A 14,658-nucleotide genomic window follows, 5' to 3' on the forward strand; every position below is an offset into this window, starting at 1 on the left:
CCGGCCTCAGCCGTCCTCCCGGCTCCAGCCCTCCGCCCGCAGGCGCGCCGCGTCCGCGGGGCGGGCCTCGTCGAAGAGCCGGCGGCGGCCCCTCTCGACGCGCAGCCGGTCGACGTAGGCGCCGCGCCCGACGTACAGCCGGTCCGTCGTGTACCGCCAGCGCACGACGAGCCCGGGGGCGGCCGGCAGATCGGCGGTGAGGTCGTGCCAGACGCGGCCGGACCAGCCGGTGGCCGTGCCTGTCGGGTGCTGCTCGGGCGCGGCGCCGCGCCGCCGCGTCGTGAACGGCACCCGCTCCCACGTCGTCCCGCCGTCCGCCGAGGACTCGAGGACCAGGACGTCGGCCCGCGGTTCGGTGTCCCACCACAGCGCGCAGCTCAGCCGGGCCGCGCCGGAGGAGGTGTCCAGCGCCGGCAGCGCGAGGGTCGCCGTGGCCGCGCTCGCCATCCCCGAGAACCACGCCGCGCGCCCCCGGGCCGGCCGCACCGGCACCGCGCGGGCCAGCTGGTCGGCGACGGCCACCCGGGGCGCCGAACCGGACCGCCAGCTGCGCACCGGGTGCACGGAGTTGCCCAGGACGACGAGGAAGGAGTCGGTGGTCGGGTCGAGCACCAGCGCCGTGCCGGTGAACCCGGTGTGGCCGGCCGTGCGGGGCGTGGCCATCGCGCCCATGTACCAGTGCTGGTAGAGCTCGAAGCCCAGGCCGTGCTCGTCGCCCGGGAACGCGGTGTTGAAGTCGGTGAACATCAGCTCCACCGACTCCGGCCGCAGGATCCGCTCCCGGCCGCGGACACCGCCGTCGAGCAGCGTCCGCGCGAGGACCGCCAGGTCCCACGCGTCGGAGAACACACCGGCGTGGCCCGCTACCCCGCCCAGGCTGTACGCGTTCTCGTCGTGCACCTCGCCCCACACCAGCCCCCGGTCCAGCCCGGACCACGGCGTGCGGGCGTCCTCGGTGGCCGCGATCTTCGGCTTCCAGGACGCCGGAGGGTTGTAGCGGGTGCGCCGCATGCCGAGCGGCTCGGTGATCTCCTCGCGCAGCAGCACGTCCAGCGGGCGCCCGGTGACGTGCTCCAGCACGAACTGCAGCGAGATCAGGTTCAGGTCGGAGTACAGGTACGCGGTTCCCGGCGGGCTCGCCGGCGCCTCGTCGTAGACGCGCTGCACCTTCTCCTCGTACGTCGGCGCCGCGTACAGCGGGATCCACGCGCGGAACCCCGAGGTGTGCGTGAGCAGCTGCCGGATCGTCACGTCCTGTTTCCCGGCCCGCCCGAAGTCCGGCAGGTACGAGGCGACCGGCGCCTCCAGCGTCAGCCGGCCCCGCTCGATCTGCTGCACGGCGAGGACGGAGGTGAACAGCTTCGACACCGACGCCAGGTCGAAGACGGTGTCCTCGGCCATCGGTATCTGGTGCTCCGCCGGGAACTCGACGCCGGTGTCGGTCTCCTCGTCGTACGCCTGGTAGCGCACGGCCATGCCGATGGGCTGGTGCAGCGCGACCGTGTGCCCCCGCCCGGCGAGCAGAACGGCCCCCGCGTACCAGGGGTGTTCCGGGGAGGGCTGGAGGAACGCCTCGGCGTCGGCGACGAGTTGCCGCAGCGGACCGGGCAGCAGCCCGGCCCGCTGCGCCGACCCGTGCCGCAGCGCCGGGCGACCGCCCCCGCGGGACGCGGCCGCCGCGGCCGCCGGATCCGCGGGCAAGGAGGCGAACGCCAGCCCCCCGCCCAACGCCAGCGCTCCCACGCCCACGTGCCGCCGACTGATCCCTCTGCCGTCCGTCATCCGTCCACCCTCCCGGGTCCAGCCCCGAGCCGCCTGAAAGTAACTTCCGGACATCGCCGCGCGAGATGAAACTTTCGTGTCAGGGGTGCGGGTTGTCAATGGCTGTGGACAACGGGCGAGCGGGGCCGTACGAGGGCCGCCGCTCCACCCGCACTACTCTGGCCGGAGTGGTCCGTGGAGAGGAGTGGTGGATGTGGTGCGGCGGAACGAGACGCGGCGGGCCGCGCTGGTGGACGCGGCGATCGAGGTGCTGGCGCGGGACGGCGCGCGGGGACTGACCTTCCGGGCCGTGGACACCGAGGCCGCCGTGCCCCCCGGTACCGCGTCGAACTACTTCTCCTCGCGTGACGACCTGCTCACCCAGGCCGGAGCCCGGGTCTACGAGCGGCTCCAGCCGGACGAGGAGACCGTCGCGCGGCAGCGTGCCGCGGGCCGGGACCGGGAGACGTACGCCGAGATCATGCGCGAACTGGTGGGCCGTGTCGCCTCGTTCCGCACCGGCTACCTCGCCCTGCTCGAACTGCGGCTGGAGGCCATCCGCCGGCCCGGACTGCGCACCGTGCTCACCGAGCGCGTCCGGGCCGACGTCGAGGCGAACGTCCGCCACCACGAGGGCTCCGGCCTCCCCGGTGACGCCACGGCCGTCAAGCTGCTGTACCTCGCCCTGAACTGGCTGATCGTCGAACAGCTCACCCTGCCGGACGTGTTCGCCCCCGAGGAGCGGGAGCGGCTGGTGGCGGCCGCGGTCGAGCGGACCGTGACCGACGGGCGGTAGGCCGAGCCACCCCGGGCCGGGTCTCAGCCGCGCCGCTCCCGCAGGTCCACGATGCGCCGGATCTTGCCCACCGACCGCTCCAGCGACTCCGGATCGACGATCTCCGCCTCGACCGAGACGCCGATGCCGTCCTTCACCGCCTGCACGATGGACCGGGCCGCCGCCTCCCGGGCCGCCGCGTCCGCGTCCGGGCGGGCCTCCGCACGCACCGTCAACCGGTCCGTGCGGCCGCGCGTGGTCAGCCGCAACTGGAAGTGCGGCGCCACGCCCGGGGTGCGCAGCACGATCTCCTCGATCTGCGTGGGGAAGAGGTTCACCCCGCGCAGGATCACCATGTCGTCGCTGCGTCCGGTCACCCTCTCCATGCGCCGGAACACCCGTGCCGTGCCCGGCAGCAGCCGGGTCAGGTCCCGGGTCCGGTACCGGACGACCGGCATGGCCTCCTTGGTGAGCGAGGTGAACACCAGCTCGCCCCGCTCGCCCTCGGGCAGCACCTCGCCCGTGACCGGGTCGACGACCTCCGGGAAGAAGTGGTCCTCCCAGATGTGCAGCCCGTCCTTGGTCTCCACGCACTCCTGCGCGACACCCGGGCCGATCACCTCGGACAGGCCGTATATGTCGACCGCGTCGATCGCGCACCGCTCCTCGATCTCCCGGCGCATCTCCTCCGTCCACGGCTCGGCGCCGAAGACGCCCACGCGCAGGGAGGTGGAGCGCGGGTCGACGCCCTGCCGCTCGAACTCGTCGAGCAGGGTGAGCATGTAGGACGGGGTCACCATGATGACCGACGGCTCGAGGTCCTGGATCAGCGTGACCTGCCGTGACGTCATGCCGCCGGACGCGGGGATCACCGTGCAGCCGAGGCGTTCGGCGCCGAAGTGGGCGCCGAGGCCGCCCGTGAACAGGCCGTACCCGTACGCGATGTGGGCGGTGTCGCCGGGCCTGCCGCCCGCCGCGCGCAGCGACCGCGCGACCATGTCGGCCCACATGGACAGGTCGTTCTCCGTGTAGCCGACGACCGTGGGGCGCCCGGTGGTGCCGCTGGAGGCGTGCAGCCTGCGGATCCGCTCGCGCGGGACGGCGAACATGCCGTACGGGTAGTTCTCCCGCAGGTCCGCCTTGGTGGTGAAGGGGAAGCGGGACAGGTCGGACAGCGAACGGCAGTCGTCGGGGTGGACGCCCGCCTTGTCGAAGGACTCCCGGTGGAACGGCACGTTCTCGTACGCGTGCCGCAAGGAGTTCCGCAGCCGCTCCAGCTGGAGGGCCCGCAGACCGTCGAGGTCGAGCCGCTCCGCCGGGTCCAGCAGGTCCGCCGCCTGAGTCATCAGGACCTTCCCTCCACCCGTCCTCCTGCCGTCGACCGATCATTCGGTCGTGTGTCACGGGCCCCAGTAACGCAGCCGACCGCCCTCCGGTGCAAGAGCCCGGCCTGCACTTTTCCGACGGCGCGATCCGAGGACGCGACGACGACGCCCTGAGGGGCGCGGGGAACCGCGCGAGCGAGCCCCATCGCCCCGCACCCGCCCCGCGACCGTCATCCGCACCCCCTCCCGCACCCCCCTGGCGTGGCCTGTCCGCAGGACGGACCGATCGCTAGGCTGGCCGCGGACGACGGCAACCGGGAGGAGCACGGACGTGGCCGAGAGCACCACCCAGCAGCGCCCGCTCACGGGCTGGGACAAGCCCGAGCTGGACCTCAGCAACGCACAGTGGCAGTCCGGCAGCAGAGGTCTGGGCGACGTCCAGATCGCCTTCGTGGAGGGCTTCATCGCCATGCGCAACGGTGGCCGCCCGGAGAACCCCTCCCTGATCTTCACCCCCGCCGAGTGGGGCGCCTTCGTGTCGGGCGCGCGCGAGGGCGACTTCGACCTGACCTGACCCGATCGGCGGCGCGCCCCGCCCCACGGACGTGTGCCGCGCGCTTTTCCGGACACGTGATGCGCAGAGAGCCGCGCCGGACCGCACGGGGAACGGCGCGGACCCGATGCCGTATCCGGAGGCGAGACACATGAACGACCAGCCGGTGGTCGCGGCGGTGGACGGATCCCAGGACGGACTGCGCGCCCTGGAGTGGGCCCTGGACGCCGCCCGGCGGCGCGGGGCGACGCTGCGCGTCCTGCACGTCCGCGCGGACCTGCCCCGCACCCGGCCGGAGGCGCGGGACGCGGGGCCGCCCGGCGCGGACGAGGACCCGGTGCTCGCACAGGCGCGCGCCCGGGTGGACGGACTGGGCGGCACGCCGTCCGTCGAGTACGTGGTGACGGAGGGCGTGCCGGGCGCGCTGCTGCCCGAGGCAGGCGCGGAGGCCCGGCTGCTGGTGCTCGGCTCCCGGGGCCGCGGCGGCTTCGCCAGCCTGCTGCTCGGGTCGAACTCCCTGGCCGCAGCCCGTGACGCCGTGTGCCCGGTGGTCGTGGTGCCCCGGCCCGGCCGCGACGGCGAGGAGGACGCGCCGCCCCGCCCGGACGGCCCCGTGGTCGTCGGGGTGAACGCCGACGGCCCCGACGCGGCGACGCTCGGCTTCGCCTTCGCGGAGGCCGCCCTGCGCCGCACCGGGCTGCGGGTCGTCACCGCGTACCCGTGGCCGCTGCAGACGATGATGCTGCCCGGCGAGGTGCCGCCCGCGCAGGCCGACCAGGAGGCGATCGAGCACGAGACGCGCGTCCTCGCCGACGGCTTCCTCGCCCCGTACCGGGAACGGCACCCGGAGGTCGCCGCCGAGGTCGCCGTGGAGCCCGGCGACGCGGCCGGTCACCTGGTCGGCGGGTCCCGGGACGCCTCGCTGGTCGTGGTGGGCCGCCACCGCCGCCGCCTGTTCGCGCCCGCCCGCATGATGGGTTCGGTCACCCAGGCGGTCCTGCTGCACGCGCACAGTCCGGTGGCGGTCGTTCCGCCCGTTCCCGGGGAGGAGTGAGCCGGAAGACGCCGGGCCGGACGGCCGGGAGGCTTCCGCCCGGCCGTCCGAACCGGGTTCCGGCCACGTACCATGGCGGCATGTCGTTCCTCCGCCGCCGTAGTGCCACACCCGCCGGGCCCGATTTCGACGTACTGGCCATGGACCCGGGCGACTGGCCCGGCAACCTGGGCGCGGGCCTGCTGCCCGCCCCCGACGGAACCTGCCACGGCGTCTTCCTGCGCTACGACCTGTTCGGCGGCCGCGGTCCCGCGATGATCATCGGCAATCTGCCCGAGGGCTCCCCGGCCCGTGACGTCCCCGAGGGCGAAGTGCCCTTCGAGGTCGGACAGCTGCTGCTGGCGCTGGAGAACGACGAGGAGGTCACCGTCGTCTCCACGGAGGAGGTGCCGGTGATGCAGGGCGACAATCTGCTGATCGTGCGCCGCGTCAAGCTCTCCGAGAGCCGGATCTCCTGCGTGCAGTTCGACCGCAGCGACAACGTCCTGGTGACCATCGCCGCCTGGGACCGCCCGATCACCGACGACCTGTACGCCCTCCTCAAGCCGCTGCCGGCGGAGCTGTTCCAGCAGGGCTGACCTCACCCACGGACGACGACGGGCGCCCCCGGACCGCACCGGTCCGGGGGCGCCCGCCGCATGGCGCACGCTCCCGCGCTACGACGACGAGACCGTCACGTCCGCCGCCCGCACGAAACCGACCCGGTGGCCGAACTGGATCTCGTAGTACTGCTCCTCGCCGCGCACCACCCGGTGCGAGGCCGGGTCGAAGGTCACCGCGTAGTAGTACTCGCCCGGCACCTTGCCGCCGGTCACGTACTTCTGCCCCGCGAGCACCCTGTACGGCAGCGCCGACACCGCCTGCACCGGCACCCCCGCCGGGTAGGCCGCTGCCTCCGGGTACGCGCGCCCGTACACGGGCACGGAGTCCAGGCCCTCGCGCGGGGTGACCACCCTCGCCCTGGCCGGCACGGCGACCGGGTTCTCCGCCGGGTTGCGGAACCAGGCCTTCTGGCCGAGGTACCAGATCGCGGTCCAGTCGCCCCACCGGCCGGCCACCGCGTACTGCTGGCCCGTGGACACCCGCGAGGACAGGTCGTTCACCCCGGTGGTCGGCGCGGAGCCGAGGCCGATGTCCTTGATCAGCGGGGAGTCCACGTCGTGGTCGGAGTACAGCCGCACCGCGCTCGACCCGTGCGGGGCGCAGGGCTGCCCGGCGGTCCCGCAGCCGGTGAACACCGGCCGGTTGGCGGCGTAGTCGGGCCGGATGGTGACGGCCCCGGAGTCCTTCCTGCCCGTGGCCCTCAGCGGGCTGCCCAGCAGCTCGAAGTAGTGCCGCCAGTCCCAGTACGGGCCGGGGTCGGTGTGCATGCCCGGGATGGTGGCGGTGGTGGTGCCCGGGACCGTGTCGTGGCCGAGGATGTGCTGCCGGTCCAGCGGGATGCCGTGCTTGTCGGCCAGGTACCTCACCAGCCGGGCCGAGGACCGGTACATCGCCTCGGTGTACCAGGCGTCGGGGTCCGTGAGGAAACCTTCGTGCTCCAGGCCGATCGACGCCGCGTTGACGTACCAGTTGCCCGCGTGCCAGGCGACGTCCTCGGCCTTCACGTGCTGCGCGATGTGGCCGTCGGTGGAGCGCAGGCTGTACTGCCAGGACACGTAGGTCGGGTCCTGGACCATGTGGAGGACGCCCTCCCAGGCGCCCTCCGTGTCGTGCACGACGATGTACCGGATCCGCTGCGAGGCGGGCCGGTTCCCCAGGTCGTGGTTGCCGTAGTCGCCCTCGCCGAACTCCTCGTACGGCGCCGGGATCCACTCGCAGGACACCGTCCTCGGGCACTCCGTGCCGGCCGCGGAGCCCTGGCGCAGCCCGGCGCGGTCCAGCGCCGAGGTGTCGGGCGCCACGCCGGGGCGGGCGTCCAGGACGACTTGCTGCCCGGCGTCCGTGACCCGCTCCTCGCCCTCCCGGATCACCGCGAACACGTCGTTCGCGTACGCCGTCGCCGAGGCGCGGTCGTCGGCGCCGGAGAACAGCGCCACCGCCCCGTACCAGTCGGCCGGGTCGTCACTGGCCGGCGCGCCCAGCCGACGCTGCGCCTCGGCCAGCAGGGCGGCGCCGCCCGCCACGTTCGCCGCCGGGTCCTCGCGCAGCGTCCCGGCGCTCAGGCCGGTCAGCCGGGCCGCCCTCGGCAGGGTGGTCAGCCGGTCCGGCAGCTCCGCGGTGTCCAGGCCGAGCTCCGAGGGGCGCAGCGCGGGACGCGCGTCGTCACCGCGCGGGTCCTCGGAGCCGGTCGCGTGGTGCCCGGCGGAGGCGAGCGCGGCGCGGGCGTCGGTCAGGTGCATCGGCCCGTAACCGCCGGTGACGCTCGGGGCGCCCCCGTGCGCGTCCCAGCGGGACTGCAGATAGGAGACGCCCAGCAGGACGCTCTGCGGGACGTCGTACGCGGCAGCGGCGGAGGCGAACGCCTGTTGCAGCCGGGCGGTGGCCGGCGGGGCCGGGTCGGGCGCCGCGCCCAGCAGGGGCAGCGTCAACGCGGCCGCGGCCAGGGCGCCCACAGCGCCCCGGACGGCGCGTCGTGACGGCCCGGCCGCACGGCCGGGCTCGGTGGCGAGTTCTCGCACTGCAGCCTCCTGGGGACGGTCGGGTGACCCGTCAGTGGTACCGGCAGGCCGATGATCCGTCAATCATGCCCAGGAAGGCGCGAATTCCCTTGTCAATCGCGGTGTGCGCAGTTTCGTGGCGGTCCGCGGCGGGACCTGCGGCGCGTCAGCGGTCTACACCGGTGGCGCGCCCGGCGGCGTCTGCGCCGTGGCCGCACGTCGTCCCTTTCTGGACGGCTCGGGAGCGGCGGCCCGAGAGGGACCGCCCGACAGCGACGGCCCGACTGCCCGCGGCGGTCGTCGCCTGCGGGCAGTCGCACGGGCGTCGGCGGGGCGGTCGTGCCGCGCGGGTCAGCGGGTGCCGACCGCGGCGCGCACGGCCCGCCGGGCCAGCTGGCAGTCGTCGTGCAGCCGGCGCAGCAGCAGCCGCTGCTCCTCACCGGACGGCACGCCCCCCGGCCGGCCCCCCGCGGGCGCCGGCACCGACTCGTGCATCGAACGCTGCACGGCCGTCTCACAGGTGCGGATCTCCCGGGTCAGCACCAGCATCAGGTTCACCAGGAACGCGTCGCGCGAGGCGGGGCCCGCCGCCTGGGCGATCTGGCTGATCTGGCGCCGGGCCGCGGGCGCGTCCCCGAGCACGGACCACAGGGTCGCCAGGTCGTAGCCCGGCAGGTACCAGCCCGCGTGCTCCCAGTCCACCAGCACCGGACCGGCCGGTGAGATCAGGATGTTGGAGAGCAGCGCGTCGCCGTGGCAGAACTGTCCCATGCCCTGCCGCCCCGTCGCCAGGGCGATGCCGTGCAGCAGCTTCTGCAGGTCGCCGAGGTCCCGGTCGGTGAGCAGACCCAGCTCGTGGTACCGGTTGATGCGGGCCGCGTAGTCCAGCGGCGCGTCGAACGTCCCGGCGGGCGGCCGCCAGGAGTTGAGCCGGCAGATCGCGCCGAGTGCCGCCCTGATGTCCGCCCGGGGCGGCGCTTCCACCGGGTGCCGCTGGAGCGCCACCACCCGTCCGGGCAGACGCTCGACGACCAGCGTGCAGTTGTCCGGATCCGCTGCGATCAGCCGGGGCACCCGCACGGGCGGACGCTGCCGGACGAACGAGCGGTATGCCGCTATTTCGTGCCGGATGCGCTCGCTCCACGCGGGGGAGTGGTCCAGTAAGCACTTGGCGACCGCCGTGCTGCGGCCCGTGGTGCCGACCAGGAGGACCGACCGGCCGGTGCGGCGCAGCACCTGGACCGGCGCGAACTCCGGACAGATGCGGTGCACCGACGCGAGCGCCGTGCGCAGCTGCGCGCCCTGTGCGCCGGACAGGTCGAGCCTCCCGCTGAGCGGCTGGGTGCCCGGTCCCGCGAGGCGCCGTGCGTTGCCCGCGCCGAGCACCGGGTTCGCCGGCCGCGCGGGGGCGAGGTAGGGGCCGCTGTCCGACGGACGCGGACGCAGCGGCCGGGGCGGGGCGGACACGGAGGACGATGCTGCGTACATGGGTGATACAGATCCCTTCGTGTGCCTGCGACGTCAGCGCACCACCCAACCCGGCCGCCCGGCCGCACCCTGGGGGAATGCCCCTGCGGCGACGGGGTCGTGGTGGCGCGTTCCTACTCGACACCCGAGGGCCCCTGGCACACCATCTGGCGGACCCTGGCGAACCCTGGCGAATAGTCGCCCGGCATGGCCCACGGGGCTACTGTCAACTCAGCCGAGAACCTGGGGGCTTGACGTGAGCGGACGACCCAACACCCGGCTCGCGGACCTGTTCGGCCTGGCCGGCTGGTCCAAGGGCGAACTCGCGAGGCTGGTCAACCGGCGGGCGGCGGCCATGGGCCATCCGCAGCTGGCGACCGACACCTCCCGGGTGCGGCGGTGGATCGACATGGGAGAGATCCCGCGCGATCCGGTTCCGCGGGTGCTGGCGGCTCTGTTCACCGAGCGTCTCGGCCGTGTCGTGACCATCGAGGACCTCGGTCTGGTCCGGCACGGGCGTACGGGGAAACGGCCACGCGCCGGGAGTGCGGAACATCCCGACGGAATGCCGTGGGCGCCCGAGCGGACGGCCGAGGTCCTCACCGAATTCACGGGAATGGACCTCATGCTCAACCGACGCGGCCTGGTGGGTGCGGGCGCCGCCCTCACCGCGGGCTCCGCACTCAGCAGCGCCATGCACGACTGGCTGCACACCGATCCGGCCCTGACCGCAGACGCCCCCCGCCTGCACGATCCCCTGCACGCCGAACCCGCCGGGTTCGACCGCTACGAGGCCGCCCCCATCGGGTCGCAGGAGATCGAGGAACTGGAGCGCTCCGTGGAGGTGTTCCGGGCCTGGGACGCCGCCCGCGGCGGCGGGCTCCAGCGCAAGGCGGTCGTGGGGCAGCTCAACGAGGTGGGCGGCATGCTCGCCTACCGCCACCCGCCCCATCTGCAGCGGCGCCTGTGGGGTGTCGCCGCCAACCTCGCCGTCCTCGCCGGCTGGATGTCGCACGACGTCGGCATGGAACCGACGGCGCAGAAGTACTTCGTCATCGCCGCCCACGCGGCACGGGAGGGCGGCGACCGCCCGCGCGCCGGCGAGGCGCTGTCCCGCGCGGCACGCCAGATGGTGCACCTGGGCCGGCCCGGCGAGGCACTGGACCTGATGAAGCTCGCCCAGTCCGGCTCGGGCGACCAGATGCTGCCCCGCACCCGCGCCATGTTCCACACCATCGAGGCCTGGGCGCAGGCGTCCATGGGCAAGGGCCAGGCGATGCGCCGCACCCTGGGCCAGGCCGAGGACCTGTTCGTCTCCGACAAGGGGGACGTGCCGCCGCCGGACTGGATGCAGCTGTTCAACGAGGCGGACCTGTACGGCATGCAGGCCCTGGCGTACCGGACGCTGGCGGAGTTCGAACCGGGCGCGGCCGTCCACGCCCAGCACTACGCGGACAAGGCGCTGGCCCTGCGGGTGGACGCCCAGCAGCGGTCGAAGATCTTCGACTTCCTGTCGATGGCCTCCGCGTGCTTCATCGCCGACGATCCCGAGCAGGCCGACCGGTTCGCGCGGCTCGCCCTGGTGTCGATGGGCCAGAACTCCTCGCGCCGCACCTGGGACCGGCTGCGCCAGATGTACCGGCTGACCGCCGAGTACGCCTCGTACCCGAGGATCCAGGAGCTGCGGGAGGAGATCGAGGTGGCGCTGCCCCACCAGTGGGGGAAGGGCGGCAGCGCCAAGGCCTGAGGTCACGCGCCGCCAGGCGACTCCGCCCTCGTCATGAGGCCACCCGCGCCACCAGCACACAGGCGTGCTCGGCACGCTCCCCTTCACCGACCTCCCGTACGACCTCCCGGACGCAGTCCTGGGCGGAACGGCCCCCGGCGAACCGGGGCGCCAGGGAGAGGAGGCGGTGGACGGCGGCCGTCCCGGTACGCCCGGGCACCAGGCCGTCGGTGTACAGCAGGAGCAGGTCGCCGACCTCGAGGGTCTCCTCGGCCTGCCCGTGTCCGGTGCCCGGGGCGGCGCCCAGCAGCGCCCCCCGCGGTGCGTCGAGCGCCCGCCCCGCCCGGCCGCGGTAGAGCAGCGGGGCGGGGCTGCCGGCCCGCGCCCACACCGCGGTGCGGGTGTCGTGCCGGTAGCGCAGGCAGACGGCGCCGGCCAGGGTCGGCTGGGCGGTGGTGTCGAGCAGCCGGTCGAGGCAGTCCAGCAGGGGGCCGGGTGCGGTGCCGGCCAGGGCCATGCCCCGGACGGCCCCGAGCAGCAGGGCCACGCCGGACGCGGCGCCCACGCCGTGTCCGGTCAGCTCGCCGACGCCGAGCAGGGTCGCGTCGTCGGACAGTTCGAGGGCGTCGTACCAGTCGCCGCCGACCGATGCGCGCCCGGAGGGGGGCAGACGGGCGGCGGCCACGTCCAGGGCCCGCGGGCCGCGCCGCGGGAAGCGCAGGGACCCGTGCCACGTCGGCAGCACGGCCTCCCGCAGCTCGACCGCGAGCCGGTGCTCGCTCCGCGCGGCGGCGTGCCGGTGCCGGTGCAGCGAGTCACGGGTCTCGCTCACCGCCCTCCGGCAGCGGCGCAGTTCGCTGACGTCGCGCAGGACCGCCCACATGGAGACGGTGCTGCCGTCGGCGCCGAGCACCGGTTCGCCCATCATGTGCACGGTCCGTATGCCGTCGTCCGCGTGCACGACGCGGAACTCCCCGTCGATGGGCCGGCCGTCGACCAGGCAGCCGGTGACCATCTCGGTCAGCCGCGGCCGGTCCTCGTCGAACACGAGGGAGGGCAGTTCGTCGAGGGTGAGCGGGGGAGCGGCCGGGTCGCGGCCGAGGATCCGGTACAGCTCGCCGGACCAGCTCACCTCGTCCGTGAGGAGGTGCCATTCCGCGCTGCCCACCCGGCTGAGCAGGGAGGCGCGGGGCGGGTCCGGCGGCGCGGGTGACTCCTCGGCCGGGACGCCCGGCGCGGGCGGCGGGTCGTCCCGCAGCTGCGCCAGGTGCTCGTCCAGGTCGTCGAGCTGGTGCATCGCCAGGTCGTACAGCGCGCGACGCCAGCGCTCCCGGGGGTCCCCCGCGTCGGCCGGGGTGTCGCGGCGCACCGCGTCCACCTCGCCCTTGAGCCGCCGGGTCTGCGAGATGAGCGCGTCGACCGGGCCGCCTCCCGGCGACCGGGCGGCGGGGCGGTCCGCGGGGAGAGAGGACGGCATGACGCACTCCGATGCGGGACGGTACGGCCTTCGGGCGGAGAGGGACCGTCACGACTGTCGCACAGCCCACGACGGCCTGTGAGGGATTCGGCGACACACGACGAGGTGGTGTCACCGGCATATGTCACTGTCCCGCGGAGTTACCGCGAAGTAGCCATCCGGGACCCGCTCGACACCCCAAGTCCCATGATACGCATGTGACATGACGGTGCGTCAGACACTCGGACCGGCTCACTCACGGGTTCGGCAGCCGGGTGTCTGTTCGAGGGGGGGGTGCGGTGGCCGATCCGCACACCGCCCGCCCGTCAGTAGCGCAGCACCGCCGCCATGCCCTGCGCGTCGGCCAGGCTGCCGTCCGGCACGAAACGCACCTCGGCGCCCGTCTCCAGGCACTGTTCGACGATCTCGTCCACGATGTCCTCGCGGGCGTCGAGGTCGCCGTCCTCGGCGACGATCAGATGCTCGCCGTCGTCGCGGACCGTGATCCGGTAGTTCTCCTCGACGGCCAGCAGCCGGATCCGCCCTTCGCGGGCGCTCTGCCACAACTCGTCGACACCGGCCGCGAACTCCTTGCGGCCGCGGGCGGACTCCAGCTCGCGCGCCACCTCCTCGGCGCGCTTGCGGTCCTGCTCCTCGAGCACCGGCCGCACCGCCCGCCACACCATCTCCGGTGTGCCGTGCGCCAGTCCGCCGCGCGGCACCTGCACGGCGTCCTTGCCGGCGCCGCCGAACTCGCACAGCAGTGACAGCGCCGCCGGCTCGCCGGTGACGTACAGCGGCCTCGGGTGGGCGCGCACCAGGGAGGTCAGCGCGGTGGCCGTCTCCTTCAGGAAGCGGCGGGTGTCCTCGTCCCGGTAGTTGCTGGGCTGGTCGCCGACCCTCTCCTCCCGCTCCGGGTCGAAGTTCGGCTCCTCGCGCACCAGCGGGAAGCCGCCGGCCCGCTCCTCCGTCACCCGGTCCGGGCCGCCGCTCCACAGCGTGGCACGGTCGGCGGCGACGGACAGCACCCAGAACGGGCGCTCCGCCGTCTGCGCGGAGACCAGGTTGCGGGTCAGGAAGGTGTCCGAGAGCACCACGCGCTCCGGGACGCTGCGCGCCAGCGACCACACCTGGTGCTCGCCCGAGGCGGCGAAGATCACCAGGCCGTCCTCGGCGTGCGCGAGATCGACCTCGGCCAGGGCCCGGTCCAGCTGGGCGGCCACGTCGGCGCGCCGGTCCCGGGAGACCGCGGGGTCGGACTCCAGCTTCTTCTTCGCCTCGGCCACCATGCCGCGCAGCCGCAGCGCGTCCTCGGTGTTCAACGGATTGCGGCGGTTGGTCGGCGTCAGCACCGACACCGCGGGGTAGGGGCGCGGCCGGCGAAGCCCGGCGAGGGCGGAGGGGCTCAGATCGTGCTCCATGACAGCACCATAGGGCGGAATCCGAGGCAGGGCATTCGGTGCGAAGCGACCGTCGGGCGGACTCGGGCCGCCGCGGTCGGGGGTGCACGCTGGAGGGGGAGGCGACCGCCGATGGCGCGCTCGGTCGTGGAGCGGGACGGGGGCGGGGGGACCGTCACCGTCCGGCTGTCGTGGCGGGAGGCGCTGCTCGCGCGCCGCCGCGCGGTACGGGTGCCGCTGCCCCGGGTGGCGGCGACCGGGGTGGAGCCCGACTGGTGGCGCGCGTTGCGCGGCACACCGGTCGTCGGCCGCTGCCGGCCGGGACGGTTCTGCGTGGGGGAGCGGGAGCACGTCCTGGGCCGCGACTTCGTCGCCGTGCGGGCGGGCGTCCCGGTGGTCGTCCTGGACCTCCGGCCCCCGTCGCCGTGCGTACGGATCGCGGTGTCCGTGCCGGACGCGGGGCGGGTCGCCGGGACACTGCGGCCCGGCGGGGACGCGGACGAGGAGCGGGGCCCCGAGGAGGCCTCCGGGTGAAGGGGGC

12 protein-coding genes are annotated in these 14,658 nt (G+C 74.4%); 6 read left to right on the forward strand and 6 right to left on the reverse strand.

Annotated elements, in window-relative coordinates; translation table 11 throughout:
• Positions 1-6 precede the first annotated feature (6 nt).
• A complete protein-coding gene (locus tag ACIQ8B_RS28525; RefSeq protein WP_403550728.1) occupies positions 7-1,782 on the reverse strand; it encodes a serine hydrolase in 1,776 nt (591 codons plus the stop codon).
• A gap of 193 nt (positions 1,783-1,975) precedes the next feature.
• On the opposite strand from ACIQ8B_RS28525, the gene ACIQ8B_RS28530 reads away from it, so the two are divergent.
• Positions 1,976-2,557, forward strand: a complete 582-nt coding sequence (locus tag ACIQ8B_RS28530) for a TetR/AcrR family transcriptional regulator (protein ID WP_403550730.1) — start codon at positions 1,976-1,978, stop codon at positions 2,555-2,557.
• A gap of 23 nt (positions 2,558-2,580) precedes the next feature.
• On the opposite strand, the gene paaK is transcribed toward ACIQ8B_RS28530, so the two are convergent.
• The gene (gene paaK / locus ACIQ8B_RS28535) at positions 2,581-3,882 is read right to left on the reverse strand and encodes a phenylacetate--CoA ligase PaaK (protein WP_290004911.1); all 1,302 of its coding nucleotides are present in this window, start codon (positions 3,880-3,882) and stop codon (positions 2,581-2,583) included.
• Positions 3,883-4,192: 310 nt separating this feature from the next.
• Here paaK and ACIQ8B_RS28540 point away from each other — a divergent pair, with 310 nt between their 5' ends.
• The 3 genes from ACIQ8B_RS28540 to ACIQ8B_RS28550 all read left to right on the forward strand — a co-directional run bounded on the left by ACIQ8B_RS28540 (position 4,193) and on the right by ACIQ8B_RS28550 (position 6,046).
• On the forward strand, positions 4,193-4,435 hold the full coding sequence (locus ACIQ8B_RS28540) for a DUF397 domain-containing protein (protein WP_403550732.1): 243 nt from the start codon (positions 4,193-4,195) through the stop codon (positions 4,433-4,435).
• A 130-nt stretch (positions 4,436-4,565) separates the two neighbouring features.
• Complete coding sequence (locus ACIQ8B_RS28545; RefSeq protein ID WP_403550734.1) at positions 4,566-5,468, forward strand: universal stress protein; 903 nt, start codon at positions 4,566-4,568, stop codon at positions 5,466-5,468.
• A gap of 80 nt (positions 5,469-5,548) precedes the next feature.
• The gene (locus tag ACIQ8B_RS28550) at positions 5,549-6,046 is read left to right on the forward strand and encodes a hypothetical protein (RefSeq protein WP_106415564.1); all 498 of its coding nucleotides are present in this window, start codon (positions 5,549-5,551) and stop codon (positions 6,044-6,046) included.
• Positions 6,047-6,124: 78 nt separating this feature from the next.
• On the opposite strand, the gene ACIQ8B_RS28555 is transcribed toward ACIQ8B_RS28550, so the two are convergent.
• Positions 6,125-8,089 carry an N-acetylmuramoyl-L-alanine amidase gene (locus ACIQ8B_RS28555; protein WP_403550736.1) on the reverse strand — a complete coding sequence of 655 codons (1,965 nt, stop codon included), beginning with the start codon at positions 8,087-8,089 and terminating at the stop codon, positions 6,125-6,127.
• A 330-nt stretch (positions 8,090-8,419) separates the two neighbouring features.
• Positions 8,420-9,556: an aminoglycoside phosphotransferase family protein gene (locus ACIQ8B_RS28560; RefSeq protein WP_403550738.1), complete on the reverse strand. Its 1,137-nt coding sequence runs from the start codon at positions 9,554-9,556 to the stop codon at positions 8,420-8,422.
• Between the two features lie 235 nt (positions 9,557-9,791).
• Between ACIQ8B_RS28560 and ACIQ8B_RS28565 the strand changes: the two genes are divergently transcribed.
• The gene (locus ACIQ8B_RS28565; RefSeq protein WP_403550740.1) at positions 9,792-11,282 is read left to right on the forward strand and encodes a hypothetical protein; all 1,491 of its coding nucleotides are present in this window, start codon (positions 9,792-9,794) and stop codon (positions 11,280-11,282) included.
• 31 nt (positions 11,283-11,313) lie between these two features.
• Here the strand turns inward: ACIQ8B_RS28565 and ACIQ8B_RS28570 are convergent, their stop codons facing one another.
• Both ACIQ8B_RS28570 and ACIQ8B_RS28575 read right to left on the reverse strand, forming a co-directional pair.
• Positions 11,314-12,738 carry a PP2C family protein-serine/threonine phosphatase gene (locus ACIQ8B_RS28570; RefSeq protein WP_403550742.1) on the reverse strand — a complete coding sequence of 475 codons (1,425 nt, stop codon included), beginning with the start codon at positions 12,736-12,738 and terminating at the stop codon, positions 11,314-11,316.
• A gap of 305 nt (positions 12,739-13,043) precedes the next feature.
• A complete protein-coding gene (locus ACIQ8B_RS28575; RefSeq protein WP_403550744.1) occupies positions 13,044-14,138 on the reverse strand; it encodes a chemotaxis protein in 1,095 nt (364 codons plus the stop codon).
• 111 nt (positions 14,139-14,249) lie between these two features.
• Between ACIQ8B_RS28575 and ACIQ8B_RS28580 the strand changes: the two genes are divergently transcribed.
• Positions 14,250-14,651, forward strand: coding sequence for a hypothetical protein (locus ACIQ8B_RS28580; RefSeq protein WP_403550746.1), 402 nt, complete (start codon positions 14,250-14,252; stop codon positions 14,649-14,651).
• The last annotated feature ends 7 nt before the right edge of the window (positions 14,652-14,658 follow it).

Source organism: Streptomyces sp. NPDC096105 (assembly GCF_044763335.1).
Classification (GTDB): domain Bacteria; phylum Actinomycetota; class Actinomycetes; order Streptomycetales; family Streptomycetaceae; genus Streptomyces.